Origin of the sequence: Parerythrobacter jejuensis (genome assembly GCF_039536765.1) — a bacterium.
GTDB classification, from domain to species: domain Bacteria; phylum Pseudomonadota; class Alphaproteobacteria; order Sphingomonadales; family Sphingomonadaceae; genus Parerythrobacter; species Parerythrobacter jejuensis.
The window spans coordinates 61,702-85,025 of sequence record NZ_BAAAZF010000001.1; the positions used below are offsets into that span (position 1 = coordinate 61,702).

Annotated in this window: 39 protein-coding genes; 16 read left to right on the plus strand and 23 right to left on the minus strand. The window is 60.1% G+C overall.

Translation table 11 applies throughout. The features are described from left to right. Window positions 1–45: 45 nt before the first annotated feature. The 9 genes from ABD653_RS00285 to leuC form a co-directional block, all read right to left on the minus strand. Entirely contained in the window at window positions 46–831 is a 786-nt protein-coding gene (locus ABD653_RS00285; protein WP_160779318.1) for an NUDIX hydrolase, read from the minus strand. A gap of 302 nt (window positions 832–1,133) precedes the next feature. After that, a complete protein-coding gene (gene grxD, locus ABD653_RS00290; RefSeq protein ID WP_160779319.1) occupies window positions 1,134–1,463 on the minus strand; it encodes a Grx4 family monothiol glutaredoxin in 330 nt (109 codons plus the stop codon). A 35-nt stretch (window positions 1,464–1,498) separates the two neighbouring features. Continuing rightward, a complete protein-coding gene (locus ABD653_RS00295) occupies window positions 1,499–1,732 on the minus strand; it encodes a BolA/IbaG family iron-sulfur metabolism protein (RefSeq protein WP_160779320.1) in 234 nt (77 codons plus the stop codon). A 15-nt stretch (window positions 1,733–1,747) separates the two neighbouring features. Next, window positions 1,748–2,071 carry a DUF1476 domain-containing protein gene (locus ABD653_RS00300; protein ID WP_160779321.1) on the minus strand — a complete coding sequence of 108 codons (324 nt, stop codon included), beginning with the start codon at window positions 2,069–2,071 and terminating at the stop codon, window positions 1,748–1,750. A 77-nt stretch (window positions 2,072–2,148) separates the two neighbouring features. Continuing rightward, a complete protein-coding gene (locus ABD653_RS00305) occupies window positions 2,149–3,147 on the minus strand; it encodes an NADPH:quinone oxidoreductase family protein (protein WP_160779322.1) in 999 nt (332 codons plus the stop codon). 25 nt (window positions 3,148–3,172) lie between these two features. Continuing rightward, window positions 3,173–3,763 (minus strand): 3-isopropylmalate dehydratase small subunit, encoded by a 591-nt coding sequence (leuD, locus tag ABD653_RS00310; RefSeq protein ID WP_160779323.1) that lies wholly within the window; start codon window positions 3,761–3,763, stop codon window positions 3,173–3,175. Continuing rightward, window positions 3,763–3,930: an isopropylmalate isomerase gene (locus ABD653_RS00315; RefSeq protein ID WP_160779324.1), complete on the minus strand. Its 168-nt coding sequence runs from the start codon at window positions 3,928–3,930 to the stop codon at window positions 3,763–3,765. The genes leuD and ABD653_RS00315 overlap by 1 nt, the downstream gene beginning before the upstream one ends. Before the next feature lie 39 nt (window positions 3,931–3,969). Continuing rightward, window positions 3,970–4,374, minus strand: coding sequence for a GFA family protein (locus ABD653_RS14185; protein ID WP_456152420.1), 405 nt, complete (start codon window positions 4,372–4,374; stop codon window positions 3,970–3,972). Continuing rightward, the gene (leuC, locus tag ABD653_RS00320; RefSeq protein WP_160779325.1) at window positions 4,371–5,804 is read right to left on the minus strand and encodes a 3-isopropylmalate dehydratase large subunit; all 1,434 of its coding nucleotides are present in this window, start codon (window positions 5,802–5,804) and stop codon (window positions 4,371–4,373) included. Before leuC ends, ABD653_RS14185 begins: the two co-directional genes overlap by 4 nt. Window positions 5,805–5,906: 102 nt before the next feature. Here leuC and ABD653_RS00325 point away from each other — a divergent pair, with 102 nt between their 5' ends. Both ABD653_RS00325 and ABD653_RS00330 read left to right on the plus strand, forming a co-directional pair. Further along, window positions 5,907–6,308 (plus strand): acyl-CoA thioesterase, encoded by a 402-nt coding sequence (locus ABD653_RS00325; RefSeq protein WP_199801118.1) that lies wholly within the window; start codon window positions 5,907–5,909, stop codon window positions 6,306–6,308. Window positions 6,309–6,325: 17 nt separating this feature from the next. After that, complete coding sequence (locus ABD653_RS00330; protein ID WP_160779326.1) at window positions 6,326–6,844, plus strand: sterol desaturase family protein; 519 nt, start codon at window positions 6,326–6,328, stop codon at window positions 6,842–6,844. Between the two features lie 45 nt (window positions 6,845–6,889). Here the strand turns inward: ABD653_RS00330 and ABD653_RS00335 are convergent, their stop codons facing one another. From ABD653_RS00335 to ABD653_RS00400, 14 genes are all read right to left on the minus strand, one after another. Beyond that, a complete protein-coding gene (locus ABD653_RS00335) occupies window positions 6,890–7,045 on the minus strand; it encodes a YqaE/Pmp3 family membrane protein (RefSeq protein WP_160779327.1) in 156 nt (51 codons plus the stop codon). Between the two features lie 72 nt (window positions 7,046–7,117). Then, a complete protein-coding gene (locus tag ABD653_RS00340; protein WP_160779328.1) occupies window positions 7,118–7,465 on the minus strand; it encodes a YbaN family protein in 348 nt (115 codons plus the stop codon). A 1-nt stretch (window position 7,466) separates the two neighbouring features. After that, entirely contained in the window at window positions 7,467–7,883 is a 417-nt protein-coding gene (locus ABD653_RS00345; RefSeq protein ID WP_160779329.1) for a SufE family protein, read from the minus strand. Between the two features lie 24 nt (window positions 7,884–7,907). Next, the gene (locus tag ABD653_RS00350; protein WP_160779330.1) at window positions 7,908–8,153 is read right to left on the minus strand and encodes a hypothetical protein; all 246 of its coding nucleotides are present in this window, start codon (window positions 8,151–8,153) and stop codon (window positions 7,908–7,910) included. A gap of 45 nt (window positions 8,154–8,198) precedes the next feature. Beyond that, window positions 8,199–8,453 carry a hypothetical protein gene (locus ABD653_RS00355; RefSeq protein ID WP_160779331.1) on the minus strand — a complete coding sequence of 85 codons (255 nt, stop codon included), beginning with the start codon at window positions 8,451–8,453 and terminating at the stop codon, window positions 8,199–8,201. After that, entirely contained in the window at window positions 8,450–8,761 is a 312-nt protein-coding gene (locus ABD653_RS00360; protein ID WP_199801119.1) for a hypothetical protein, read from the minus strand. Before ABD653_RS00360 ends, ABD653_RS00355 begins: the two co-directional genes overlap by 4 nt. Then, window positions 8,761–9,117 carry a hypothetical protein gene (locus tag ABD653_RS00365; protein WP_160779332.1) on the minus strand — a complete coding sequence of 119 codons (357 nt, stop codon included), beginning with the start codon at window positions 9,115–9,117 and terminating at the stop codon, window positions 8,761–8,763. Before ABD653_RS00365 ends, ABD653_RS00360 begins: the two co-directional genes overlap by 1 nt. After that, window positions 9,117–9,476 carry a hypothetical protein gene (locus tag ABD653_RS00370; RefSeq protein ID WP_160779333.1) on the minus strand — a complete coding sequence of 120 codons (360 nt, stop codon included), beginning with the start codon at window positions 9,474–9,476 and terminating at the stop codon, window positions 9,117–9,119. The genes ABD653_RS00365 and ABD653_RS00370 overlap by 1 nt, the downstream gene beginning before the upstream one ends. Then, complete coding sequence (locus tag ABD653_RS00375) at window positions 9,476–9,787, minus strand: hypothetical protein (RefSeq protein ID WP_160779334.1); 312 nt, start codon at window positions 9,785–9,787, stop codon at window positions 9,476–9,478. Before ABD653_RS00375 ends, ABD653_RS00370 begins: the two co-directional genes overlap by 1 nt. Before the next feature lie 27 nt (window positions 9,788–9,814). Then, on the minus strand, window positions 9,815–10,078 hold the full coding sequence (locus ABD653_RS00380; RefSeq protein WP_160779335.1) for a hypothetical protein: 264 nt from the start codon (window positions 10,076–10,078) through the stop codon (window positions 9,815–9,817). A gap of 24 nt (window positions 10,079–10,102) precedes the next feature. Further along, window positions 10,103–10,480, minus strand: a complete 378-nt coding sequence (gene pspC / locus ABD653_RS00385) for an envelope stress response membrane protein PspC (RefSeq protein WP_160779336.1) — start codon at window positions 10,478–10,480, stop codon at window positions 10,103–10,105. Next, complete coding sequence (pspB, locus tag ABD653_RS00390) at window positions 10,477–10,773, minus strand: envelope stress response membrane protein PspB (RefSeq protein ID WP_160779337.1); 297 nt, start codon at window positions 10,771–10,773, stop codon at window positions 10,477–10,479. Before pspB ends, pspC begins: the two co-directional genes overlap by 4 nt. 5 nt (window positions 10,774–10,778) lie before the next feature. After that, on the minus strand, window positions 10,779–11,576 hold the full coding sequence (gene pspA / locus ABD653_RS00395) for a phage shock protein PspA (RefSeq protein WP_407672791.1): 798 nt from the start codon (window positions 11,574–11,576) through the stop codon (window positions 10,779–10,781). A 74-nt stretch (window positions 11,577–11,650) separates the two neighbouring features. Next, on the minus strand, window positions 11,651–11,809 hold the full coding sequence (locus ABD653_RS00400; RefSeq protein ID WP_199801120.1) for a hypothetical protein: 159 nt from the start codon (window positions 11,807–11,809) through the stop codon (window positions 11,651–11,653). Between the two features lie 152 nt (window positions 11,810–11,961). On the opposite strand from ABD653_RS00400, the gene pspF reads away from it, so the two are divergent. The 14 genes from pspF (at window position 11,962) to ABD653_RS00470 (ending at window position 23,320) form a co-directional block, all read left to right on the plus strand. After that, on the plus strand, window positions 11,962–12,999 hold the full coding sequence (pspF, locus tag ABD653_RS00405) for a phage shock protein operon transcriptional activator (RefSeq protein WP_160779338.1): 1,038 nt from the start codon (window positions 11,962–11,964) through the stop codon (window positions 12,997–12,999). A 52-nt stretch (window positions 13,000–13,051) separates the two neighbouring features. Further along, complete coding sequence (locus ABD653_RS00410; RefSeq protein ID WP_160779339.1) at window positions 13,052–13,372, plus strand: hypothetical protein; 321 nt, start codon at window positions 13,052–13,054, stop codon at window positions 13,370–13,372. A gap of 109 nt (window positions 13,373–13,481) precedes the next feature. After that, on the plus strand, window positions 13,482–13,817 hold the full coding sequence (locus tag ABD653_RS00415; RefSeq protein WP_160779340.1) for an ArsR/SmtB family transcription factor: 336 nt from the start codon (window positions 13,482–13,484) through the stop codon (window positions 13,815–13,817). Then, window positions 13,814–14,218, plus strand: a complete 405-nt coding sequence (locus ABD653_RS00420) for a VOC family protein (RefSeq protein WP_160779341.1) — start codon at window positions 13,814–13,816, stop codon at window positions 14,216–14,218. Before ABD653_RS00415 ends, ABD653_RS00420 begins: the two co-directional genes overlap by 4 nt. Before the next feature lie 31 nt (window positions 14,219–14,249). After that, window positions 14,250–14,861 carry an SOS response-associated peptidase gene (locus ABD653_RS00425; RefSeq protein WP_160779342.1) on the plus strand — a complete coding sequence of 204 codons (612 nt, stop codon included), beginning with the start codon at window positions 14,250–14,252 and terminating at the stop codon, window positions 14,859–14,861. Between the two features lie 145 nt (window positions 14,862–15,006). Further along, the gene (gene rimP / locus ABD653_RS00430; protein ID WP_160779343.1) at window positions 15,007–15,573 is read left to right on the plus strand and encodes a ribosome maturation protein RimP; all 567 of its coding nucleotides are present in this window, start codon (window positions 15,007–15,009) and stop codon (window positions 15,571–15,573) included. Beyond that, on the plus strand, window positions 15,573–17,237 hold the full coding sequence (gene nusA / locus ABD653_RS00435; protein WP_160779344.1) for a transcription termination factor NusA: 1,665 nt from the start codon (window positions 15,573–15,575) through the stop codon (window positions 17,235–17,237). Before rimP ends, nusA begins: the two co-directional genes overlap by 1 nt. Continuing rightward, window positions 17,218–17,964, plus strand: coding sequence for a DUF448 domain-containing protein (locus tag ABD653_RS00440; protein ID WP_160779345.1), 747 nt, complete (start codon window positions 17,218–17,220; stop codon window positions 17,962–17,964). The genes nusA and ABD653_RS00440 overlap by 20 nt, the downstream gene beginning before the upstream one ends. Before the next feature lie 23 nt (window positions 17,965–17,987). Then, window positions 17,988–20,516 (plus strand): translation initiation factor IF-2, encoded by a 2,529-nt coding sequence (gene infB, locus ABD653_RS00445; RefSeq protein ID WP_160779346.1) that lies wholly within the window; start codon window positions 17,988–17,990, stop codon window positions 20,514–20,516. 14 nt (window positions 20,517–20,530) lie between these two features. Then, complete coding sequence (locus tag ABD653_RS00450; RefSeq protein ID WP_160779347.1) at window positions 20,531–20,944, plus strand: PaaI family thioesterase; 414 nt, start codon at window positions 20,531–20,533, stop codon at window positions 20,942–20,944. Next, a complete protein-coding gene (locus ABD653_RS00455) occupies window positions 20,941–21,375 on the plus strand; it encodes a PaaI family thioesterase (protein ID WP_160779348.1) in 435 nt (144 codons plus the stop codon). The genes ABD653_RS00450 and ABD653_RS00455 overlap by 4 nt, the downstream gene beginning before the upstream one ends. Then, the gene (locus ABD653_RS00460) at window positions 21,375–21,935 is read left to right on the plus strand and encodes a DUF1697 domain-containing protein (RefSeq protein ID WP_160779349.1); all 561 of its coding nucleotides are present in this window, start codon (window positions 21,375–21,377) and stop codon (window positions 21,933–21,935) included. Before ABD653_RS00455 ends, ABD653_RS00460 begins: the two co-directional genes overlap by 1 nt. Before the next feature lie 12 nt (window positions 21,936–21,947). Next, window positions 21,948–22,355, plus strand: coding sequence for a 30S ribosome-binding factor RbfA (gene rbfA, locus ABD653_RS00465; RefSeq protein WP_160779350.1), 408 nt, complete (start codon window positions 21,948–21,950; stop codon window positions 22,353–22,355). 56 nt (window positions 22,356–22,411) lie between these two features. Continuing rightward, window positions 22,412–23,320 (plus strand): haloalkane dehalogenase, encoded by a 909-nt coding sequence (locus ABD653_RS00470; RefSeq protein ID WP_160779351.1) that lies wholly within the window; start codon window positions 22,412–22,414, stop codon window positions 23,318–23,320. Window positions 23,321–23,324 lie beyond the last annotated feature (4 nt).

The following is a 23,324-nucleotide window of genomic DNA, read 5'->3' on the forward strand; positions in this document are numbered from 1 at the left end:
GCGATCGCGCTTGCGGGCCAGCGGCCCGTTTGGCGCCTTGGCGCGTTAGCCGCGCATGACCGAATCCATCAGCTCGGCAGTGATCGGATAGCCGGCATCTTCCATGATCCGCAGCATCGGTTTGTCGCCGCTGGTATCAATCTGCGGGATGATGGGCTTGACCGGTATGGCCTCTGCCTGGGCTTTTGCCTCTTCAAAGGTGTTGAACAGGGCAAGCCGTTCGAGATTGCGGCGGGTGGGGAAAATCAGTTTGATCTCGCCGGTCTCCGCCATATCGAGCGCGCCGGTTGCACTGACCCAGAAAAGCCGGGTGTTTTCGGTCTGGTCGACTTCAATATCGACGGCGCCGGTGCCCAGGTTGGCCAGATAGAAGCGCGTGTCATACACCCGAGGAATACGCTCGTTCTTCGGATACCAGCGGGCGAACGGGGTCAGTTGGGACAGATCGAGCGACCAGTTGAATTCGTCCAGGACCGGGGCCAGCGCCTCTGTCTGCATCAGCAAGCTACGTGCAGCCTGCGCCTTCTCCGCATCGATATCACCGCCCAGCCCGACCGCGAGGCCGGTCTCTTCCAGCGTCTCGCGCACAACCGCGATCTGGTGTGCCGCTTCTTCCGGATCGATCCCGCTCGACAGCGCCCGTGCAAGATCAAAGTCGGCCTGGTCGACGCGGCCACCCGGGAACACCGCCATGCCCCCGGCGAAGGTCATAGTGCGCGATCTCACCGTCATCAGGATTTCGGGCGGTTGCCCGTCCGGCCCGTTGCGGAAGATAACTACGGTCGCTGCGGGAATGCCCTCGGGGCCGTCATTGCCAGTGTTTTCACCCATGGCTTGCTTGTGCCGTGGCGCGCCGCTCTTGCCAAGCTGGCAATTGAATCAGGTCTGTCGGAATTGTTTACAACGGAGAAAAAGGTGAAGATGAGTTAACCATCGCGAGCGGCACAAATGCGCGCTTCGCCAAAACTGGCACGCGGCCTGCATAAGTGAGTGTACCCCGACTAGTCTTCGATAAAGAGGCGGGCCACCTGGTCTCCACCGGCCCGCCTCCCCGAAGCCCCGAGTACCCCGACCCGATATGAAAAAGGCCCGCCAGACAGCGGGCCTTTTCGATTCTGGCAATGGCGTCCGGCCTATTCAGCGCGGGCAACGTCTTTCTCGTCCAGCATTTCCTGCAATTCGCCAGCTTCGAACATTTCCATCATGATGTCGCTGCCGCCCAGGAATTCGCCCTTCACATAGAGCTGCGGGATGGTGGGCCATTCGGAAAAGGTCTTGATACCCTGGCGCACTTCCATGTCTTGCAGCACGTCGACGCTTTCATACTTCACCCCGCAATGGTCGAGGATTGACACGGCACGGCTGGAAAAACCGCATTGCGGGAAAAGGGGCGTGCCCTTCATGAAAAGAACGACATCGTTTTCACCGACGATGCCTTTAAGACGCTCATTGATATCGGACATGGGTGCCGGTTCCTGCTGAATTGATTTGGTTGCTGTCAGTTGGGTACGGCGGTGGAAAGTTGCAAGGCGTGAAGCACGCCGCCCATCCTTCCGCCCAGTGCATAATACACCATCTTGTGTTGCTGGACGCGGTTCTTGCCAACAAATTGCGGGGCAGTGACCTTTGCTGCCCAGTGATCATTGTCACCGGCCAGATCACGCATCTCCACCTCTGCGCCGGGAAGGGCCTCTCTGATCATGCTTTCGATCTCGGTTGCTGACATCGGCATGTCTCAAGTTCCTGCTTAGCTATCGCTCATCAATTGGCGCTTGGCTTCCACAGTCATGTCTTCCAGCGCGGCGCGAACGCCGGCCTCGTCGACATCGACCCCGGCGGTGGTGAGATCGCCCAACACCTTGCGGATCACATCTTCATCGCCCGCTTCCTCAAAATCAGCCTGCACCACAGCCTTGGCATAGGAATCGGTTTCTTCCTGGTTGAGGCTCATTTTCTCTGCCGCCCACTGGCCCAGCAGACGGTTGCGGCGGGCAGCGACCTTGAACGCGGTGTCTTCGTCCATCGCGAACTTGGCTTCTTCGCCTTTTTGGCGGTCTTTGAAATCTGTCATCGTCGTCCCTCGAAAATATCTATGCGTCTGAAATAGGCATCGGACGGGGCCACCGCAATGCCGATCGACTGCAAATGTCAGTCCAGTGTCACCACGAGCTTGCCGATGGCGCTTCTGTTCTCGAGCTTGGCAATCGCCTCGTGCGCGCGCTCGATCGGATAGGTCTCGCTAATCAGCGGACTGATCTTGCCGGCCTTCCACAGGTCGAACAGCTCTTCGATGTTCTTCTGGTTGCGCTCCGGCTCGCGTGCGGTGAACGCACCCCAGAATACGCCGCGAATGTCGCAGCTCTTAAGCAGCGTCAGATTGAGCGGCATCTTGGCGATACCGGCCGGGAATCCGACCACCAGGAAGCGACCTTCCCAGGCGATGGCCCGCAGAGCAGGTTCAGAATAGTCACCTCCGACAATGTCGTAGACAATGTCTGCGCCGCCAGGTCCGACAGCGGCCTTGAAATCGCTCGCCAGCTTCTTGGACGTATCCTTGTCGAAAGGCGCACGCGGATAGATCACGGTCTCGTCGGCGCCTGCCTTGCGGGCCACTTCGGCTTTCTCTTCGGTCGAAACCGCTGCGACGACGCGGCAACCATAGGCCTTGGCCAGCTCCACTGCGGCCAGGCCGACACCCCCGGCTGCGCCCAGCACCAACACCGTATCGTCTTCCTTGATATCGCCGCGATCCTTCAGACCGTGGATATTGGTGCCATAGGTCATCAGCAAGGCGGAGGCATCGACAAGCCCGACACCTTCAGGGACTTTGAACAAGCGATTGGCATCAACAGCCATCTTCTCGCGCAGGCCGCCATTGCCGACGCCTGCCAGCACCCGGTCACCCACCGACCATCCGGTCACGCCTTCGCCGACGCTCTCGATAGTGCCGGAAATTTCGCCACCGGGGGAAAACGGGCGTTCAGGCTTGAACTGATACATGTCGCGGATGATCAGCGCATCGGGATAGTTGATCGCGCAAGCCGCGATCTTGACGACCACTTCGCCTTTGCCCGCAGTGGGCTCTGCAACTTCTTCGACGACCAGCGTTTCCGGTCCGCCGACTTCTTTGGTCAGCACAGCTTTCATCGCATCTCTCCGTTACTCGTTGTAATTATACGCCTTTGGCAAGCCACGGCATCGTGCTCGCCTGACGTTGTTCGTAAGTGGCAATAGCCGCATCGCGCGCCAGCGTCAGCCCGACCTCGTCGAGCCCTTCGAGCAGGCAATGCTTGCGGAACGGATCGACTTCGAAAGCGAAACGATCCTGGAAAGGGGTGGTCACGGTCTGGGTGTCCAGATCGACGCTGATCGGGTCGGTCACAGCGACCTGCATCAAGCGATCAATCTGTTCTTGCGGCAAGCTCACCGTGAGGATGCCGTTCTTGAACGCATTGCCGCTGAAGATGTCAGAGAAACTGGGCGCGATGACGACTGTGATGCCCAAATCGAGGAGCGCCCAAGCCGCATGCTCGCGGCTCGATCCGCAGCCGAAATTGTCGCCCGCAATCAGGATCGGCGATCCTGCAAATTCCTCGCTGTCGAAAATATTTGCCGGGTCTTGCCTGATGGTTTCGAAGGCGCCTTTGCCCAGACCTTCACGCGTAACGGTCTTGAGCCATTTGGCCGGAATGATCACATCGGTGTCGACGTTCTTCGCACCAAACGGGATGGCGCGTCCTTCGACATGGCGAACCGGCTCCATCAATCCGTTTCCGGATTCTCGCCGGAAGGAATCGGGCCGGGCTGTTGCGGCTCGTTCTTCTTCTTGCGGTTGGAGGCATAGAGGAGGGCGGCAGCCACAGCGGCAGAGCCGATGGCACCAGCAGCGAAGGCGGCTTTCCCGCCGAGCGATTTGGGGGTCTTTGTCATGGGTGTTGCTTTGCTCCCCTGTTCGATTCCGCGCAAGTGTTAGATAAAGACGTCCTCGCCGAGCCTTCCAGGCGAACGCCGCTCAGCAGGTGTGGTTTCGCCAAACCAATTGTGCCCGTCGATCGTCCGAGCTTCGATGCCATCGAGTTCAGGAGGCGAGAATATTCGCATGTTAACGCCCACCCGGTCGCCTGGATGGTGTTCGGTAAGTGTCCAATGCGTGACGGTTCCACAAAGGGAGCACCTTTGAATTTCAACCGCTGGTTTGGGGTAGTCGGCGCGGCGATACCCTTGCGTTTCTCCTTCAACGGCAACTTCTGCGCCACTGAAATACCCCCATGCGCCACCCGTCTTCCGGCACAGCGAACAGTCGCACAGGTTCACATGGCCCGGCGCCCTCGCAAGTGTGACCGAGACCTTCCCGCAATGGCATTTCGCCTTCACCCGGCTAACTCGCGCACATCGGTCAGACGCCCGGTTATGGCAGCGGCGGCAGCCATGGCGGGGCTCATCAAGTGAGTGCGAGCACCCGGGCCCTGACGGCCAACGAAATTGCGGTTGCTCGTGCTGGCGCAGCGCTCGCCGGGCGGAACCTTGTCGGGGTTCATGCCGAGACAGGCCGAGCAACCCGGTTCACGCCATTCGAATCCGGCGTCGGTGAAGATCGTGTCGAGGCCTTCTTCCTCGGCCTGCATCTTGACCAGACCGGAGCCCGGGACGGCGATGGCCCATTTTACATTGGGCGCCTTGTGGCGGCCCTTCAGAACCTGTGCCGCAGCGCGGAGATCTTCGATCCGGCTATTGGTGCAGCTACCGATGAAGACATTTTCGACCTCGACATCCTGCATTCGCTGACCCGGGGTAAGGCCCATATAGTCGAGGCTCGCCGTGGCTGCCTGCTGTTTGGTCGGATCTGCAAAGCTTGACGGTTCAGGGACGCTCCCGCCGATTGCAATAGTGTCCTCCGGGCTGGTGCCCCATGTCACTGTCGGTTCTACATCTGCCGCATCGATGTGCACGACTTTATCAAACTGCGCGCCCGTTTCGGTCGCGAGAGAGCGCCACCAGGCGACAGCTTTGTCCCAATCGTCGCCCTCAGGTGCATAAGGGCGCCCCCGAAGATAGGCGAAGGTCGTTTCGTCGGGCGCGATCAGGCCTGCGCGTGCGCCTGCCTCGATGCTCATATTGCAGACGGTCAGGCGGCCCTCGATACTCATCTGTTCGAACACTGGCCCGCGATACTCGATTACATGGCCCGTTCCACCGGCGGTTCCGACCACACCGATGATGTGGAGGATCAGGTCTTTCGGCGTGATGCCCGGGCCGAGCTCGCCCACAACCTCGACCGCCATCGATTTTGATTGCTTGAGCAGCAGGGTCTGGGTGGCCAGCACATGTTCGACTTCGCTGGTGCCGATCCCGAAGGCGAGGGCGCCGATGCCGCCATGGGCCGCTGTGTGGCTGTCTCCGCATACGATGGTTGCTCCGGGCAAGGAGAAGCCCTGTTCCGGACCCACGACATGGACAATGCCCTGCTCGGCGGCGGTTGCGTCGATATAGCGGATCCCGAAGGCGGGGGCATTGCGCTCCAGCATTTCGAGCTGCTGTGCGCTCTGCGGATCGGCGATAGGAATACGCGCGCCGCTGGCATCAAGACGCGCCGTGGTCGGCAGGTTGTGGTCCGGCACCGCGAGGGTGAGGTCGGGGCGGCGCACGGAGCGTCCGGCCGATCGTAGCGCATCGAAAGCTTGCGGGCTGGTCACTTCATGGACGAGATGCCGGTCGATATAGACCAACGCGGTGCCATCATCGCGGGTCTCGACCACATGGGCATCCCAGATTTTCTCGTAAAGCGTGCGGGGTTTGCGGGCCATGGCCCAAGTCTTTGCGACTTTCCCGCAACACAGGCAAGATTACCCGCCAAAAGCAATTGCGGTGTCATGGAAAAGAAAGCTTTGCAGTGCTAACTGACACGCATGTCAGCAAAGCCATTCTCGTTTCCGATCACCGTCTTGCCCGAAGATATCGATTTTATGGGGCATGTGAACAATTCCCGGTATCTGAACTGGGTTCAGGATGCGGTGTTGGCGCATTGGCGCGGACTTGCCCCTGCAGAGGAAGTGGCAAGCAAGGCATGGGTCGCGCTGAAGCACGAGATTACCTATCGCAAACCGGCCTTCATGGAAGATGACGTCATTGCGCAAACCGTGCTGGAAAGCTTCAAGGGCGCGCGAGCCTTCTACACCACAGTGATCAGTCGCGGCGAAGACGTGCTGGCAGAGGTCAAATCCGCCTGGTGCTGCATCGATGCAGAAACGCTGCGACCGGCGCGGATCAACGAAGAAATGCGCAATTTCTTTTTCCCGAAGGACGATTGATCTATAGCGTGGTGGCTATGGATATCCTGCTTCCGATCCTGATTGTGCTGGCGAGCGTTGTGGCGATGGAGTGGATCGCGTGGGCGAGCCACAAATATATCATGCATGGTTGGGGCTGGGCATGGCATCGCGATCATCACGAGCCGCACGACAACCTGCTCGAAAAGAATGACCTTTACGGCCTGGTCGGTGCCGCGATGAGCATTTCGATGTTCGCAATCGGCAGCCCGCTGGTGATGGGGGAGGCCGCATGGTGGCCGGGCACCTGGATCGGTCTGGGCATCCTGTTCTATGGCATCATCTACACTCTCGTGCATGATGGGCTGGTGCACCAGCGCTATTTCAAATGGGTGCCCAAGCGCGGCTATGCCAAGCGTTTGGTCCAGTCACACAAGCTGCACCATGCGACCGTCGGCAAAGAGGGCGGCGTGAGCTTCGGATTCGTCTTTGCCCGCGATCCCGCGAAACTGAAGGCAGAATTGAAGCGCCAGCGCGAGGCCGGGATTGCGATTGTGCGCGACAGCGCTGGCGCATAGGCTCGAATCCCCCGGGCGGCCGTGCCCGCGTTTGATCGTGAAAAATCAGCCGTAATTCACATAAAGGCCGTGGATCAGGCCCGGGATGAATCCCAGCAGTGTCAGCACCAGGTTGATAAGCGTGGTACCAGTCAGTCCATGCTTGATCGCGACCCCAAGTGGCGGAATCAGGATGGTGAGAATAAGTGTGATAATGCCCATAATAACAATGCCTTCCCTTATAGCGCAGTGTGGATGACCAACGATGCGCGGGCAGAAGGGTTCCGGCGGGATCTATTCCTGTCGCGTCGCGATCCAGCCGCCGCAGATGACCAGGATGGCGAGCGAGACATAGACCCATGGCGCACCCAATGTTGCCCAGGTGAAAATCGCGCCAGCAGACATGGCCGTGATGGCGGCGAGTTTGGCCGGACGGCGAATGACCCGTCGCTCGCGCCAATCGGCGATTTGCGGACCCCATTGAGGATGTTCGAGAATCTTGCGCTCCCATTCCGGGTTGCTCCGCGCGAAACAGAACACGGCCAGCAACAGGAAGGGAACTGTTGGCATTAACGGGAGCACTGCCCCGACAGCACCAAGAGCAACGCTCGCAATTCCACCCGCAAGATAGAGCGGGCGCATATCAGGCTGTCGCGAGCCGGGCCGCGTGTTCGCGCACCAGCGCAATCATGTTGGGCACGCCCTGGGTCCGATTGGAACTGAGCTGGTTCTTGAGATCGAACGGTGCGAGCGCGCCGGTCACGTCCATCTCCGCAACTTCGCGCGCAGGCTTATCCTGGACTGCCGCAATCACGAGCGCGACGATGCCTTTGGTGATGGCCGCATTGCTGTCGGCGAGGAAATGCAGGGTTTCGCCCCCGTCCTTGGCTTCGGTGGGGTAGACCCACACGCTGGCGGAACAGCCGCGCACCAAGGTTGCGTCGGTTTTCAGGGCATCGGGCATCGGGTCCAGTTCCCGGCCCAGCTCGATCAACAGGCGATAGCGTTCATCGCCCTCGAGAAATTCGTATTCTTCCTGGATATCGTCAAGGCTTCGCATGCGGGGGCATGTAAGCGCTCCGGCTTACAAATCCACCCCACTTGCAATGGCTTCCAGCTTGCGGATGCGTTCTTTCAGGTCGGCAATCTCGATCCGGGCAGCACCTACGGCGGCCCCGCCTTCGATTTCGGGGGCTTCGTGCCGGCGCTCCCGCTCCAGCTCACGCTCCTTGAGGGCGAGCCATCCATGCCAGCCCCGCAACAGGGCCACGACGACCACCATCAGGCCGACCAGGGCAGCGACTGCGATGACGAATGTGGGGTCACTCATCTGCATTCTTCCTCCTCAAGGGTCCTCCCTGAACCCTTTTCATAATCAGCGCTCGTCGCGCAGTTTCTCGATCTCTTCAGCAGTCCGGCGGGCAGGGTCCGTAGCGATCCGCTCCAGCACTTTCACGCGCTCACGCAGCTGCTCCAGCTCCTCCTTGTCCGCGCTATTGTCACGCTCGACGAAGCTCTCGTTGCCTTCCTTGTCGGCAATGATCCCGGCCTTCGCGCGATAGCGTGCCTGCAGCACACCCGCGAGGGCACCAATCGCAACAATCAATACAACGGCGGTGGCCCAACTCACTGCGTTCTCTCCCTTTGTTCGATTTGCAGGTCGACATCATGCACGTCCCGCAATTGCTCGATCTGCGCAGCCAGGTCCGGCTGGCGATCGGTTGCGATGCGTTCGAGTACGCGCACCCGCTCTTCCAGCTTGCGATAGGCTTCGCTCGAGGCGCCCCGGCCGGATTTCGCTTCCTCGGCCTTGGCCAGCAATTCGAGTTTGCGCTCTTCATGCTCGTTGGACCGGCGATGGATCGCACTCCCCACACCCAACGCAATCGAGGCAATGATCAGGATAAAGCTGAAAATCAGGAACAGGTCGGCATCCATCAGGCGCTTCCTTCCGTCTTGCGCCCTTCCAGCGCACGGTCGCGCAGGGCATCGATTTCGCTGGTCAGAGTGTAGCCGCCGTCGGTGACGATCCGTTCCACATTCTGCAGACGATCCTTCATCGATCCGAGCTCGGCCCGCAATTCAGCGTTTTCCTGCGTCAGCAAACGGACCCGTTCAGCCGTTTGTCCATCAGTGGATGGCTTCAGCGACTGGCCCCACATCCCTTCCAGCGGATAGCCATGCTTGATGCGCAGCCGCGTGGTGTGGATCCAGCCGGCAACACCTGCCGCGCCGATCGCCAACCCGCCGCCGATAATCCAGGGCAAGTGGGGCACGATTTCTGCAGCGGCCATTAGCTGAGTTCCTTCTTGTCGAGATTGAGCGGAACGCCGCTATCGCTGCGGCTGTGATTGACTTTCGGGGCAGGGCGGTCGCGCAGGGCCTCGATTTCATCGGAAAGCGAATAGCCGCGGTCGGTCACAATGCGTTCCAGATTGACCATTCGGTCCTGCATGGATTCGACCTGGTCTCTCAACTCGGCATTCTCTGCTTTGAGACGCTTGGTCTCGCCGGTATCAGCGCGCTCGGTCTTGCCGCCCCACTCGTCTTCGAGCGAGTAGCCGTGCTTGGCGCGGATCCAGTTGTTGATGATCCAGCCTGCCGTGCTGATCGCGATGATTGCGATAACAAATGATGGGCCGCCCCAATCCATTATGCACGCTCCTTGCTGCCGATGTTCAGCGGAATGCCGGCATCACCCTGTTCGACTTCGCGGGTGTCGCGCAGCGCTTCGATCTGGGTGGCAACATCGTAGCCGCGGTCGGTCACGATCCGTTCGAGAACCTGGACCCGGTCTTCAAGGCGGGCGACCTGGGTGGCGTATTGCGCAGCCTTCTCACTGCTGGCTTCGGCGGTGGCGGCAATGCGCTTTTCTTCCAGTTTCTTCTGGCTGCCGATCCAGACGATGCCGAACACCATCAGGAAGGGTGCGGATACCGCGACCAGTCCGATTAACTCACCCATTTCTCATTTTCTCCCTCGTGCGCTTTCTCAGCGCAGCTTTTCAATTTCTTCTGCGGTGCGGCGGGCCGGATCGGTGGCGATAGTTTCGAGCACCGCCATCCGGTCTTCCAGCATCGCGACCGTTTCTTTCAGCTGTTCCTTGTCCGCGGTCAGCTGGGCTTCCTTGTCGCTGCGGCCATATTTGATCTGGGCCATCTTGCGGCGATGCTTGAGCACGCTGTCCGTGATGCCCCAAAGCGCAGGCCCGCCAAAGATCAATGCGAACATGACTGCGATCATGCCGGTTTCCATGTGCGTTCTCCCAGTGTGATCCTATCAGCGCAGGCGCTCGATTTCCGAATTCAGGCGCGGATTGGAAGAGACATAGTACGTCTCGACATCCGCGAGCCGGCGATCAATGTCGCGGAACTTGCCGCGCACTTCGCGCACCGTGCGCTTGGGATTCTGACGCATCCGCTGCCAGTACTGGCTTTCGTCCTGATCGACGTAGAGGTGTGGCGGCTTTTGGCTAAGTAGGAGGCCAGTCAGAAAATAGAGCGGCAAAATTGCAAAGCTGGTCATTGGCAGGAGCAAGAGGGCGGCGAGGCGGATCCACAGTGCGTTAACACCCGTGTAGTCGGCAATACCGGAGCAAACGCCCATAAGCTTTGCATTCTGCTTGTCGCGATAGAGAGTGGTGCGGGACGTGTTCATGAGCGAACTCCTTTCTTCTCGGCTACCAGCTTTTCGAGTTCAGCCAGCTGGGCGTTGTCTTCTTCTGAATTCTGGACAAGGCGGGCGGGTTTGAAGTCCGCGTGGTCGTGTTGAACGAGACGCTCCACTGTATCCATTCGCTCGTCGAGGCGCTTTGCAAGCTGGTACATATCCTCCATCAAGGCTTCGTCGTCGCCGGTAAGGGTGGCGGCAGTCTTCCACTTCGTGACGTAATGAAGGATCAGCCAGGGAAGCCCGATAACTACGGCCGGGATGATGATTACTTCTTCCATGGGGGTCAGTCCTTCTTGTCTTCACTGTCGCCCTTGCCCAGGGCGCGCTTCATTGCTTCGAGTTCTTCGTCGACCTTGTCGGCGCCTTCGAGCGCGGCAATCTCGTCGGAGAGGCTGGGGGTGCCCGACTGGTCGGCAATGCTCAGGGCATCGGCACGGCCTTCGGCATAGTCGACGCGGCGTTCTAGCTGGTCGAAACGGGTGAGCTGGTCATCGACCTTCTCGTTGGTCATCAGGCTGCGCAGCTTGACGCGGTTCTCTGCACTTTCGAGGCGGGCAGAAATCGCTGTCTGGCGGCTGCGGGCTTCGCGCAGGCGGCCCTGCAGCTTGTGAATGTCCTGCTCGTAAGCGCGCAGGGCATCGTCAAGAACGGCGATTTCCTGCTTGAGCTGGTCGGACATGTCCGCCGCTTTCTTCTTCTCGACCAGGGCAGCGCGGGCCAGGTCCTCGCGGTCTTTCGACAGCGCGAGCTGGGCTTTCTCGCCCCAATCGGCCTGCAATTTGTCCAGTTTCACCGTGTGGCGATGCATTTCCTTCTGGTCGGCAATCGTGCGCGCGGCAGAGGCGCGAACTTCGACCAGGGTTTCCTCCATTTCGAGGATGATCATGCGGATCATCTTGGACGGATCGTCCGCCTGATCGAGCATGTCGTTGAAATTGGCGGCAATGATATCGCGGGTACGGCTGAAAATTCCCATGAAGGGAGCTCCTAAGTTAAAAGAATCGTCCTGGCCTGACTGGCGCTCTTGTGTGGGTGTAGGGCTGCGGCGCAGCTTTTCCACCTCTGCTTCGAGGCGCGACAGCCCCATTCGGACCGGAGACCCACCGGGGGACTGGGGGGAGGCAGGCTCCGGTCCTAGGGGATTGTCAGGCTTGCTCATGCGATTTCGACCATCTCGATAGTGGTGGTCGGCGTCGCGGCGTAAGCCGGGGTGACATGCATCTGCGTGCTCAGGGCCACGAAAGCGGTCATGGCTACGACGCTCGCGAGCGCGGCTTGACCCAGCTTGGTCTGGAAAAAGCGGCGGTCATACATGATTGGGTTCCTCCCGATTGGTTGTGCCCCTCACTTTGCAAAGGGTGTGCCAAACCGGAAAAACGGGAGAATTCAGCCAATCTTAAGATTTCTCCCCGAGAGCGTGTTGGCGTGTATTGCCAAACAGTGGGAAATTTCACTATAGGTTGGTTATGGAGCGGGAAAATCAATTCATCGGCCAGTCCGGGGCCTTTCTCGATGCGGTGGAGCGCGCCAGTCGCGCGGCCCCGATGCGGCGCCCGGTCTTGGTAATCGGCGAACGCGGCACCGGCAAGGAACTGATCGCCGAACGTCTGCATCGCCTTTCCGAACGTTGGGGTGAACCGCTGGTCACCATGAACTGCGCCGCGTTGCCCGAAACTCTGATCGAAGCCGAATTGTTCGGCCACGAAGCGGGTGCGTTCACGGGTGCTACCAGAGCGCGCGAGGGAAGGTTTGAAGAAGCCGACAAGGGCACGTTATTTCTCGACGAACTGGGCACATTGTCGATGGCCGCCCAGGAACGCCTGCTGAGGGCGGTTGAATATGGCGAGGTGACGCGGATCGGATCATCGCGGCCGGTACGGGTCGATGTGCGGATCGTGGCGGCCACCAATGAGGACTTGCCCAGGCTGGCGCAGGAAGGGACCTTCCGCGCCGACTTGCTCGACAGACTGAGTTTCGAAGTCATCACGCTACCTCCTTTGCGGGTGCGCGAGGGGGATATCGGTGTGCTGGCGGAGTATTTCGGCCGACGGATGGGCGCGGAACTGGAATGGGAGGCCTGGCCGGGATTCTCCGACCACGTCCAACAACAATTGGAAGATCATCCGTGGCCCGGCAATGTTCGCGAGTTGCGTAACGTAATCGAGCGCGCAGTCTATCGCTGGGATAATTGGGAAACGCCCATCGGTCACGTCCAGTTCGACCCGTTCGAAAGCCCTTGGAAACCGCTTGAAAGCGAAGTGGCCAAGCGGACCCATGTGCCAGACTTCACCGATGCGGTGTCGCACACAGCGCGCCCGACAGCTGATCTCGACAATATCGATGACCTGCGCAGCGCCGTTGATTTGCATGAACGCGGCATCGTCGAGCATGCTCTGGGCAAACATCGCTGGAACCAGCGCCAGACAGCCAAGGCCTTGGGCCTGACCTATGACCAGCTACGCCATTGCATCAAGAAGCATGGCCTGATGGAAGAGAGCGATTAATCCGATCTTAGCCGTATTCTGGCAAACGCCTCAGCATAGTGATGGAGGCGGTATGTTGGACTATGTGATGGAAAACCTGAAGGCCCTTCTGGGCATTTTGGGGACTGCGATTATCGCGGGCTGGGTGGCGTTTTCCGTCTCCGCGCCGCGCAACGTTGACAATGCGATGAACCAGCCGATGGCGCAACTCGGCGGCAGCAGCATCAACGAAACCATCCAAGAGACGCAGGCCGAAGTCCGCGCTGACCAGTGCGAGCGCTTCACCATCATGGCACAAGAGGCGTGGGACAAGGCCGTCGACCAGGGCACGCTGGAGCGGGATCAGTCCAGACTGGACGAATATGACCGGCAGCGCGATCGTTACTGCAATTAAGATCCGCACATACACCCATAGCTGACACCGATAGTGCAGGAGCGGCGATAGCGGCACCTGTGCTCCGCATAGCTTGACGCCGGCCATATATTTCCATATTTCCAGAAATATGGAAACGAATCGAACTATCCGGTCCAGCGATGCAGTCTCGGCGCTTGGCGCGTTGGCGCAAGAGCATCGACTGGCTGTTTTTCGGGCTCTGGTGCAGGCTGGCCAAAGTGGCCTCGCGGCAGGTGCTATTGCCGATCGGCTGGGCCTCCCGTCCAGCTCGCTTTCGTTCCATTTGTCCAATTTGCGCGAAAGCGGGCTAATCACCCAGCAGCGCGAGGGCCGCTCGATCATCTACCGCGCTGACTTTTCCGCCATGCGCGGCCTTGTCGCCTACCTCCTCGAAAATTGCTGCGGAGACGAGCCCGTCCAGATTGCAAAGGAAGAAACGGAATGAAGCGATTTCATTTGAACCTGAGAGTTGAAGATCTGGCGGCGTCAGAGAAATTCTACACCGCTTTCTTCGGACAGGCGCCGACGGTAGACAGGTCGGATTACAAGAAATGGATGCTGGATGATCCCTTCATCAATTTCTCGATCGAGCCCAGCATGGGCAAAACGGGTATCGCCCATGTCGGCATCCAGGCATCCAGTGAGAATGAACTGGCAGCTGTCTATGACCGGATTGCCGATGCGGACGCCCCGACCTTCAAAGAGGGCGAGACGCAGTGCTGCTATGCCCATTCCTTCAAGAACTGGACCCGCGATCCCGATGGCATCGTGTGGGAGGCGTTCTTCACCGATGGCCAGCGACGCGATTATGGCGAGATGCCTGACGTTGCCGGTCTGGAGGCCTGACAGGGCCGCTTTGGCGCGGTAAGAGCGCGCCATGTGCAACCTCTACAAGATCAAGAGCTCCCATACCGAAGTGGCGGATTTCTTCGATGCGATTGCGCAGGATTTCGCTGCCAATACGGCGCAGGAGATTTACCCGGGATACCCGGCCCCGGTTGTGGCCAACGGCAGATTGCAGGCGATGAACTGGGGCTTCCCGCTCCAGCGCAAAGGCGCGAAGGGGCAGCCGCTCAAGCCCAAGCCGGTCAACAATACACGCACGGACAAGCTGAAGAGCTATTTCTGGAGACACTCCTTCGAGCAACGCCGCTGCCTGATCCCGGTCACATCCTTTGCCGAAGCAGAGGGCCCAAAAGGGCAGATGACCCGCACCTGGTTCTCGATGCCGGACTCGCCGATGTTTGCTGCTGCCGGTATCTGGCGCGAGAGCGACGAGTGGGGCGCGACCTTTTCCATGATTATGACCGAAGCGAATGCTCAGGTTGCGCCGGTGCATAACCGTATGCCGGTCATTCTGCCGCATGAAGACTGGCCGCGCTGGCTCAGTGGGTCGCCTCATGAGGCCTTCGATTTATGCGTACCATTTGCAGGTGATCTAATGATCGATCGTACCTCCGAACCATGGTTCAAACGACGCGGGGCATAATCCTGCGCATTTCAGTTGCAATCGTCACGCTCCCCACCTATCTGCACCTCATCCCGACATCGTCGTGACTTTGAAGGGGCTGGCGCCAAACGGGGCCGGCACCCAACCGCTTTGTCATTGGCAATGTTGATCAATTGGAGACCGAATGGCCGATACGGCACGCCTGCACGCATTGATCGAACCCGAAGCGCAAGCACTGGGTTTCGAGCTCGTGCGCGTGAAGATGATGCCTTCGGAGGCCGGGGACGGCACCCAGGCGCTGCAGATTATGGCAGAGGACCCGGCGACAGGTCAGTTGGTGATCGAGCAATGCGCCGAACTTAGTCGCCGCGTTTCCAACGTGATCGATACGCTGGAAGAGCAGGGCGATGTGCTGATCGAGGGGGCTTACCATTTGGAGGTTAGCTCCCCGGGTATTGATCGTCCGCTGACCCGGGCGAAAGACTTTGCCGATTGGGCCGGGCACGAGGCGAAAATCAGCCTGACCGAAAAGGTCGATGGCCACCGCAACCTGCGTGGTATAGTGCGCGGCATCGAAGGTGATTTCGTCACCATCGAAGATCGCAAGGCGGGTGATATTGCATTCACCCTGGAACAGATTCACAGCGCCAAGCTGGTCCTTACGGATGAGCTGATCGCTGCAACACAACCGCTCGACACCGAAGGTGCCGAGGATATTATCGAAGTTGAAGAAGAGAAGGCTGACGACTGATGGCCAGTGCAATTTCCGCCAACAAGGCAGAGCTGCTTGCGATTGCGAATGCGGTTGCTTCGGAAAAGATGATCGACAAAGAGATCGTCATCGAAGCGATGGAAGAGGCGATCCAGAAGAGCGCGCGTAACCGCTATGGCGCGGAGAACGATATTCGCGCCAAGCTCGATCCGCAGACCGGCGATCTGCGCCTGTGGCGTGTTGTCGAAGTGGTCGAGGAAGTGGAAGATTACTTCAAGCAGGTCGATCTGAAGCAGGGCCAGAAGCTCGAAGAGGGTGCCAAACTTGGTGACTTCATCGTCGATCCGCTGCCTCCTGTCGATCTCGGGCGCATTGATGCACAGAGCGCCAAGCAGGTAATCTTCCAGAAGGTGCGCGATGCAGAGCGCGAGCGCCAGTTCGAAGAATTCAAGGATCGCGCAGGCGAAGTGATCACCGGCGTGATCAAGTCGGTCGAGTTTGGCCATGTGATCGTCAATCTCGGCCGGGCCGAGGGTGTCATCCGCCGCGACCAGCAGATCCCGCGTGAAGCCGCCCGTGTTGGCGAGCGTGTCCGTGCGATCATCACCAAGGTGGAGCGCAACAATCGCGGTCCGCAGATTTTCCTCAGCCGCGCGCATCCTGACTTTATGCGCAAGCTGTTCGCGCAGGAAGTGCCGGAGATTTACGACGGCATTATCGAAATCAAGGCCGCCGCCCGTGATCCGGGCAGCCGCGCCAAGATCGGCGTGATCAGCCACGATAGCAGCATCGATCCGGTCGGTGCCTGCGTCGGTATGAAGGGCAGCCGCGTTCAGGCCGTCGTGCAGGAACTGCAGGGTGAAAAGATCGACATTATCCCGTGGTCGGAAGATACCGCGACCTTCATCGTCAACGCATTGCAGCCGGCCACTGTCGCGCGCGTGGTGCTGGATGAAGACGAAGGCCGGATCGAAGTCGTTGTTCCTGATGACCAGCTGAGCCTGGCCATTGGTCGCCGCGGCCAGAATGTCCGTTTGGCAAGCCAGCTTACGGCGAACCAGATCGACATCATGACCGAGGAAGAAGCGAGCGAGAAGCAGAGCAAGGAATTCGCGGTCCGTTCGAAGATGTTCGAGGAAGAGCTCGACGTCGACGAAACGCTGTCGCAATTGCTCGTGGCCGAAGGCTTCGCCGAGCTCGAGGAAGTGGCGTATGTCGCACTCGAGGAACTCGCCGCAATCGAGGGTTTCGATGAAGAGCTCGCCGAAGAGCTGCAGAACCGGGCGAAGGAAGCGATTGATCGCCAGGAAGCCGCGCACCGCGAAACCCGCCGCGAGCTGGGCGTCGAAGATGATCTGGCCGAGATCCCGCATCTCAGCGAAGCCATGCTGGTGACGCTGGGCAAGGGCGGTATCAAGACGCTCGATGATCTGGCCGATCTGGCCACCGACGAACTGATCGCCAAGAAACGCGAAGCACCGCGTCGCCGGAACAATAGCCCGGATGGTCCGCCGATGAAGCGTCCACCGCAGCGTGCCGAAGACAAGGGCGGCGTGCTGGGAGAATATGGCCTGACCGAAGAACAGGGCAACGAAATCATCATGGCGGCCCGTGCGCATTGGTTCGAAGACGAGGAGCCTGCTGCTCCTGCGTCTACCGAGCCTGACACTCAGGAGGCCGCTGATGCGGACTCCACACAATGAGCGCGTAAGTTCCGACATCGCTGACGGCGCCAAGGCACGGACAACTTCCGAGCCTGAACGTCGCTGCATCCTTTCAGGGGAGCATGGCGCGCGAGCGGCGTTGGTCCGGCTCGCAATCTCTCCGATCAAGGATGATGGCACGCATGATGTGCTGCCCGATCCGCTGGCGCGCGCTCCCGGCAGGGGCGCATGGATTGGCGTCGATCGTCCCGGGCTGGAGGCAGCTCTGGAAAGCGGGCAGATGCGCGGCGCATTGGCGCGGGCCTTCAAAGGGGCAAAGCTGAATGTTCCCGACGATCTGCCGCAGCGGACTGAAGATGGCCTGCGCAAGGCCTTGCTGGACCGGCTGGGCCTCGAAATGCGCGCAGGATTGCTTATCTTGGGATCGGACAGGATTGCCGAGCATGCCCGTGGCGGCGTGCTCGAACTGCTCCTCCACGCGAGCGATGCGAGCGAGGATGGCAGCAAGAAGCTCGACCAGGCATGGCGGGTTGGCAAAGAAATCGAGGGATCAGGGGCGCGGGGAACCCGCTTGCCACTGGACCGCGCGGCGTTGTCTGTGGCATTGGGCCGCGACAATGTCGTCCATCTGGCGCTTGCGGACGCTTCGGCGGCCGAACGGGTAGGGCAATCTCTCTCGCGCCTGCTGCACTTTATGGGAACGCCTGCCGGCGGACCGGATGACAGTGGCGAGGCTGATGGCCGCGTCACTGCGACGACCGATTGATACTGAAGGAAGATACGAGTTTTATGAGCGACGACGACAACAAACCCCGGACCCGCAAACCGCTTGGACTTAAGCGGAGCGTGGACGCGGGCGAAGTCAAGCAGACCTTCAGCCACGGGCGCACCAACAAGGTGGCGGTCGAGGTGAAGCGCCGCCGCAAGCTCGTGAAGCCCGGCGAAGAGCCCGCTCCAGCACCGGAGGCTGCGCCCGAGCCAACCCCGGCACCCGCGCCAGCGCCCGAGCCGGAGGCCAAGAAGGCTGCGCCCAAAAAGGCGGATCCCGCTGCCGAGACTCCGCAAGAGCGGGTTGCCCGTCTCCAGCGTGAAGCCGAGGAAGAGCGGCTGCGGATGGCCGAAGATGCGCGCAAGCGTGACGATGAAAAAGCCAAGCTGAGCGCGCAGGAAGAGAAGAAGCGCGCCGAAGACAATCGCAAGGCGGAAGAAGAAGCGGCCAAGCGGGCCGAGGAGGAAGCGAAATCTGCAGCCGAGGCAGAAGCTGCAGAAGCAGCTGCGCCAGCGCCCGCTCGTGCACAAGAGGCACCGGCCAGCACGCCGACACCTGCTGCGCGAAAGTTTACGCCAGTCGCACGGCCGGAGCCGAAGCGTCCCGAAAAGAAGAAAGAGGAGAAGAAGTCCCGCAGCACCGAACGCCCGGACAAGCGTCGTTCCGGCAAGCTGACCGTGACCAAGGCCCTGAACGAGGACGAGGGCCGTCGTGCGATGTCTCTCGCCAAGCTCAAGCGTGCCCGTGAGAAAGAACGTCGCCTCAAGGGCGGTGGCTCGTCAGCGCCGCGTGAAAAGCAGGTCCGCGATGTTATCGTGCCCGAAGCGATCACCGTGGGTGAGCTCGCCAAGCGGATGGGCGAAAAGGGCGCCGATCTGGTTAAGGAGCTCTTCAATCTTGATATGATGGTTACCGTCAACCAGACGATCGACCAGGACACCGCTGAATTGCTGGTCGAACAGTTCGGCCACACGATCCAGAAGGTCTCCGAAGCTGATGTTGACATCAAGACGACCGAAGATGACGATCCCGAAGAGACGCTTAAGCCGCGTCCAGCTGTGGTCACCATCATGGGCCATGTCGATCACGGCAAGACCAGCCTGCTGGATTCGTTGCGTGGCACCAATGTCACCAAGGGCGAAGCCGGCGGCATCACCCAGCATATCGGCAGTTATCAGGTGACGACGAAGGACAAGTCGAAGATCACCTTCCTCGATACGCCGGGCCACGCTGCCTTTACCGAAATGCGCCAGCGCGGTGCCAATGTCACCGATATCGTGGTGCTGGTGGTGGCGGCGGATGACGGCATCATGCCGCAGACGATCGAAGCCATCAATCACACCAAGGCTGCCGGTGTCCCGATGATCGTGGCGATCAACAAGATGGACAAGCCGGAAGCCAATCCGGACAATATCCGCAATCGCCTGCTCGAACACGAAGTGATCGTGGAGAAGCTCTCCGGTGATGTGCAGGATGTCGAGATTTCGGCGCTCAAGGGCGATGGCCTCGACGAATTGCTCGAGAAAATTGCGCTCCAGGCCGAACTGCTGGAGCTGAAAGCCCGTCCGGACCGGTTGGCCGAAGCGACGGTTATCGAAGCGCAGCTCGACAAGGGCCGCGGCCCGGTCGCTTCTGTGCTGGTGACGCGCGGCACGCTCAAGCGGGGCGACACATTCGTGGTCGGCACCGAAAGCGGCCGTGTCCGTGCAATCGTCAACGATCAGGGCAAGCAGATCAAGGAAGCTGGCCCGTCCATGCCGGTCGAAGTCCTCGGCCTCGGCGGTGTGCCGAGCGCGGGCGACGTTATGACCGTGGTCGAAAACGAACAGCGCGCCCGTGAAGTGGCCGAATATCGTCAGGAGAAGGCAACGGAGAAGCGTACTGCGCTTGCCCCGACCAGTTTCGATACGATGTTCAACAACTTGCAGAGCGAAGTTGTGGAATTCCCGCTGCTGGTGAAGGCCGATGTGCAGGGTAGTGTGGAGGCGATCAACAACGCGCTCCACAATCTCTCCAACGATCTGATCAAGGTCCGCGTGCTGCATGCGGGCGTGGGTGCGATTACCGAAAGCGACGTTACGCTGGCAGCAGCCTCGGGCGCGCCGATTATCGGTTTCAATGTGCGCCCCAATGCGAAAGCGCGCGAGCTGGTGAAACGCGATGGCGTCGAGATGAAGTACTTCGATGTGATCTATCACCTGACCGACGAGATCGCGAAAGAAATGGCTGGCGAGCTGGGTCCGGAAAAGATCGAGCACGTCGTTGGCCGTGCCGACGTCAAGGAAGTCTTCAAGTCGGGCAAGAAGGACAAGGCGGCTGGTCTGCTGGTTACCGAAGGCGTTATTCGCAAGGGGCTGCACGCACGGCTCACCCGCGAAGATGTCATCGTGTCGGCAACCACCATCGCGTCCCTGCGCCGCTTCAAGGACGATGTGGACGAAGTCCGCGCAGGCCTCGAATGCGGTGTGGTCCTCGAAGACACCAACGATATCCAGCCGGGCGACAGCCTGGAGGTCTTCGAGGTCGAGGAGCGTGAACGCACGCTCTGATCCGGGGGTAGCGCATGTCAAAGATATACGAGACACAGCGCTCGCCTTCTGCCCGCCTGATGGGCTCGCAGTTCGTGTCGTTCGACGCGGACAAGGGCGAACTGACCATGCGCTACACGCCGCCGCCGGAGTTCGCGTCTCCGCGAGGCGCCGTGCAGGGCGGACTGATTGCCGGGTTCCTTGACGAGGTGATGGGCGGCGCATTGCTGGCTGTCACCGATGACCAGCGCTTGCCGCTTAATCTCGATATGAATCTCAGCTTCTTGCGCATGGTGCCGCTGGAAACGATCACCGCCAAGGGGCGCGTTGTGCGCCATGGCCGGAGGGTCGCGTTCCTGGAGGGCGAACTGTACGACAAGGACGGCAATGTCCTTGCGCGTGCCCGTTCGACCGCATTGCCGACGCCGGTGCCGGGGGCGGAAGCATGACCATGCCCGGCGACGATACAGACCAGCAGTCCCCCCATACCGACTTGCTTGGCTCTGAATTTGTGTCCTTCGATTCCGCCACCAGCGAAGCGACCATGCGGTTTGTGGTCAAGAAGGCGATGACGACCTGGCGCGGCGGCGTGCAGGGCGGCCTTGTGGCCGGATATCTCGACGATGTGATGGGCTATGCCTATGTCGCGGCGACCAATGGCGCGCAGGCTCCGCTCAATCTCGAACTGTCGATGTCGCTTCTCAAGCTCATTCCGGAGGGGCCGATTATCGGCAAGGGCCGCGTGGTCAAATCGGGCAAGCGGGTCATCTTCCTCGAGGGCGAATTGCTGGCAGAAGATGGCACTGTACTGGCCCGCGCCACGTCGACGGCAATCCCCACCGCACGTCCGACTGCTTCGGAAACGGGTATGCCCGGCTGATGGCGCGTTTGCTTGCTCTGCTTGGCAGCATCAATATCGGCGGCAACCGGATCAAGATGGTCGATCTCAATGCGGCATTGAGCGATGCAGGATTCTGCGACGTCGCCACAGTTGCGGCCAGCGGGAACGTGATCCTGAGCGATGATCGCGATCCAGCCATGCTCGAAATCCAGCTCGAAAGTGTTGTCGAACAGGCCTTCGGCTTCAAATCCTGCGCCATGGTCCGCACCGAGAAAGAAGTTCGCGCGGCGATTGAAACCAACCCCTTTCACGGGACCGGGCCGGAGCATGGTTCGGACAAGATGGTCCATTCCATCTTCCTGAGCCAACAGCCAAAGCAGGAAGCTGTCGATGCGTTGATCGAAGAGCATCGTTCCAAAGGCAGCGAGCGGCTTGCTCTGGGTGACCGGGTGCTGTTTCTCGACTATGTCTACGGGGTCGGCATATCGGACCTGTCGAACAAGCTGCTGGAACGCCGGCTTGGGTGCAAGGGGACGGCGCGCAATATGAACTCGCTGAAGAACATCCTGTCGAAGATGGCTGAGCAGAAAGACACGTAGAGAAAGAAATCGATGGCGCGCAAAGATCCCTTTACCTCCGAACAACAATCGGTCCGCGTGTTGAAAGTGGGCGAGCGGGTGCGCCATATCCTGTCGGAATTGCTGGCCCGGCAGGAGGTGCATGATGACATCGTCTCGGCGGCCAATATCAGCGTTACCGAAGTGCGCATGTCGCCCGATCTGCGCAATGCGACCGTCTATGTGAAGCCATTGCTGGGCAAGGGCGAGGACGAGATCGTCACCGCGCTGCGGCGGAATACGGCGTACCTTCAGCGCGAAGTTGCCAAACGGCTGGGCCTCAAATTCGCGCCCAAGCTGAAGTTCCGTGCCGACGAAAGCTTCGAGGAGGCTGACCGGATCGAGCGGCTATTGAACGATCCCAAGGTGTCGCGTGATCTTGGCGCTGACGAAAGCGATTGACTCTGCGTAGCTCGGCAGGCTCCTTGGGCATCTGACACCAGGCAAGGAGAATCGAGATGAGCGAAGCCCTGAGAACCCCCGACCAGGCCTTTGCCGACGTTCCCGACTATCCCTTTGCACCACATTATATCGACACTCTGGATGGCTATGAGGGTTTGCGCGTTCACTATGTTGACGAGCCTGGTGCGGCAAGCGGGCCGGAGGCGGGCAAGACATTCCTGTGCCTGCACGGGCAGCCAAGCTGGTCGTTCCTCTATCGCAAGATGATCCCGGTCTTCACAGCAGCAGGTGGGCGTGCGGTTGCGCCTGACCTGCTCGGCTTTGGCAAATCGGACAAGCCGACCGACGAGGCGACCTATACCTACGGCTTCCATCGCGGGATGCTTATGGCCTTTATCGAAGCCTTGGACCTGCGCAATATCACGCTGGTGTGCCAGGATTGGGGCGGCATTCTGGGGCTGGGGATCGTGCCGGACATGGCGAACCGGTTCGAACGTTTGATTGTCATGAACACCGCCATCCCGATTGGTGAATCGCCTGGCCCTGGCTTTGATGCCTGGAAAGCCTTCAACCGCAGCCAGCCGGACATGGATATCGCCAACCTGTTCAAGCGCGGAACGCCTGACCTGACCGATTCGGAAGCGGCCGCCTATGGCGCGCCCTATCCCGATTCGAGCTTCAAATCAGGCGTAAGGCGCTTTCCTGAATTGGTTCCGGTCGATCCGTCGATGGAGGGCGTTGCCGAAGGCATTCGCGCACGCCAATTCTGGTCCGAAGAATGGACCGGTCAGAGTTTCATGGCCGTTGGCATGCAAGATCCCGTGCTCGGTCCCCCGGCGATGAAGGCGCTGCAGGGCATGATCCGTGGCTGCCCCGATCCTGTTGAAGTTCCCGATGGCGGGCACTTCGTCCAGGAGAGGGGTGAGGGCATTGCGCGCGCCGCGCTGGCTGCCTTCAGCGGCTGAATGC

Bases quoted from the DNA above. Each gene is read 5' to 3' on its own strand.
- ABD653_RS00410 (WP_160779339.1), top strand. From the start codon at position 13,052: ATGTTGGACTATGTGATGGAAAACCTGAAGGCCCTTCTGGGCATTTTG.
- rimP (WP_160779343.1), top strand. From the start codon at position 15,007: ATGGCCGATACGGCACGCCTGCACGCATTGATCGAACCCGAAGCGCAA.
- ABD653_RS00455 (WP_160779348.1), top strand. From the start codon at position 20,941: ATGACCATGCCCGGCGACGATACAGACCAGCAGTCCCCCCATACCGAC.
- ABD653_RS00415 (WP_160779340.1), top strand. From the start codon at position 13,482: ATGGAAACGAATCGAACTATCCGGTCCAGCGATGCAGTCTCGGCGCTT.
- ABD653_RS00300 (WP_160779321.1), bottom strand. From the start codon at position 2,071: ATGACAGATTTCAAAGACCGCCAAAAAGGCGAAGAAGCCAAGTTCGCG.
- rbfA (WP_160779350.1), top strand. From the start codon at position 21,948: ATGGCGCGCAAAGATCCCTTTACCTCCGAACAACAATCGGTCCGCGTG.
- ABD653_RS00440 (WP_160779345.1), top strand. From the start codon at position 17,218: ATGCGGACTCCACACAATGAGCGCGTAAGTTCCGACATCGCTGACGGC.
- nusA (WP_160779344.1), top strand. From the start codon at position 15,573: ATGGCCAGTGCAATTTCCGCCAACAAGGCAGAGCTGCTTGCGATTGCG.
- ABD653_RS00450 (WP_160779347.1), top strand. From the start codon at position 20,531: ATGTCAAAGATATACGAGACACAGCGCTCGCCTTCTGCCCGCCTGATG.
- ABD653_RS00305 (WP_160779322.1), bottom strand. From the start codon at position 3,147: ATGAAAGCTGTGCTGACCAAAGAAGTCGGCGGACCGGAAACGCTGGTC.
- ABD653_RS00295 (WP_160779320.1), bottom strand. From the start codon at position 1,732: ATGCCGATGTCAGCAACCGAGATCGAAAGCATGATCAGAGAGGCCCTT.
- grxD (WP_160779319.1), bottom strand. From the start codon at position 1,463: ATGTCCGATATCAATGAGCGTCTTAAAGGCATCGTCGGTGAAAACGAT.
- ABD653_RS00345 (WP_160779329.1), bottom strand. From the start codon at position 7,883: ATGCGAAGCCTTGACGATATCCAGGAAGAATACGAATTTCTCGAGGGC.
- ABD653_RS00375 (WP_160779334.1), bottom strand. From the start codon at position 9,787: ATGGGTGAGTTAATCGGACTGGTCGCGGTATCCGCACCCTTCCTGATG.
- leuC (WP_160779325.1), bottom strand. From the start codon at position 5,804: ATGGCCCGCAAACCCCGCACGCTTTACGAGAAAATCTGGGATGCCCAT.
- ABD653_RS00335 (WP_160779327.1), bottom strand. From the start codon at position 7,045: ATGGGCATTATCACACTTATTCTCACCATCCTGATTCCGCCACTTGGG.
- ABD653_RS00470 (WP_160779351.1), top strand. From the start codon at position 22,412: ATGAGCGAAGCCCTGAGAACCCCCGACCAGGCCTTTGCCGACGTTCCC.
- leuD (WP_160779323.1), bottom strand. From the start codon at position 3,763: ATGGAGCCGGTTCGCCATGTCGAAGGACGCGCCATCCCGTTTGGTGCG.
- infB (WP_160779346.1), top strand. From the start codon at position 17,988: ATGAGCGACGACGACAACAAACCCCGGACCCGCAAACCGCTTGGACTT.
- pspC (WP_160779336.1), bottom strand. From the start codon at position 10,480: ATGAACACGTCCCGCACCACTCTCTATCGCGACAAGCAGAATGCAAAG.
- ABD653_RS00425 (WP_160779342.1), top strand. From the start codon at position 14,250: ATGTGCAACCTCTACAAGATCAAGAGCTCCCATACCGAAGTGGCGGAT.
- ABD653_RS00370 (WP_160779333.1), bottom strand. From the start codon at position 9,476: ATGGATTGGGGCGGCCCATCATTTGTTATCGCAATCATCGCGATCAGC.
- ABD653_RS00285 (WP_160779318.1), bottom strand. From the start codon at position 831: ATGGGTGAAAACACTGGCAATGACGGCCCCGAGGGCATTCCCGCAGCG.
- ABD653_RS00420 (WP_160779341.1), top strand. From the start codon at position 13,814: ATGAAGCGATTTCATTTGAACCTGAGAGTTGAAGATCTGGCGGCGTCA.
- ABD653_RS00400 (WP_199801120.1), bottom strand. From the start codon at position 11,809: ATGTATGACCGCCGCTTTTTCCAGACCAAGCTGGGTCAAGCCGCGCTC.
- ABD653_RS00360 (WP_199801119.1), bottom strand. From the start codon at position 8,761: ATGGATGCCGACCTGTTCCTGATTTTCAGCTTTATCCTGATCATTGCC.
- pspF (WP_160779338.1), top strand. From the start codon at position 11,962: ATGGAGCGGGAAAATCAATTCATCGGCCAGTCCGGGGCCTTTCTCGAT.
- ABD653_RS00330 (WP_160779326.1), top strand. From the start codon at position 6,326: ATGGATATCCTGCTTCCGATCCTGATTGTGCTGGCGAGCGTTGTGGCG.
- ABD653_RS00315 (WP_160779324.1), bottom strand. From the start codon at position 3,930: ATGACAAAGACCCCCAAATCGCTCGGCGGGAAAGCCGCCTTCGCTGCT.
- ABD653_RS00365 (WP_160779332.1), bottom strand. From the start codon at position 9,117: ATGGCCGCTGCAGAAATCGTGCCCCACTTGCCCTGGATTATCGGCGGC.
- ABD653_RS00460 (WP_160779349.1), top strand. From the start codon at position 21,375: ATGGCGCGTTTGCTTGCTCTGCTTGGCAGCATCAATATCGGCGGCAAC.
- ABD653_RS00325 (WP_199801118.1), top strand. From the start codon at position 5,907: ATGTCAGCAAAGCCATTCTCGTTTCCGATCACCGTCTTGCCCGAAGAT.
- pspB (WP_160779337.1), bottom strand. From the start codon at position 10,773: ATGGAAGAAGTAATCATCATCCCGGCCGTAGTTATCGGGCTTCCCTGG.
- ABD653_RS00340 (WP_160779328.1), bottom strand. From the start codon at position 7,465: ATGCGCCCGCTCTATCTTGCGGGTGGAATTGCGAGCGTTGCTCTTGGT.
- ABD653_RS00380 (WP_160779335.1), bottom strand. From the start codon at position 10,078: ATGGAAACCGGCATGATCGCAGTCATGTTCGCATTGATCTTTGGCGGG.
- ABD653_RS00350 (WP_160779330.1), bottom strand. From the start codon at position 8,153: ATGAGTGACCCCACATTCGTCATCGCAGTCGCTGCCCTGGTCGGCCTG.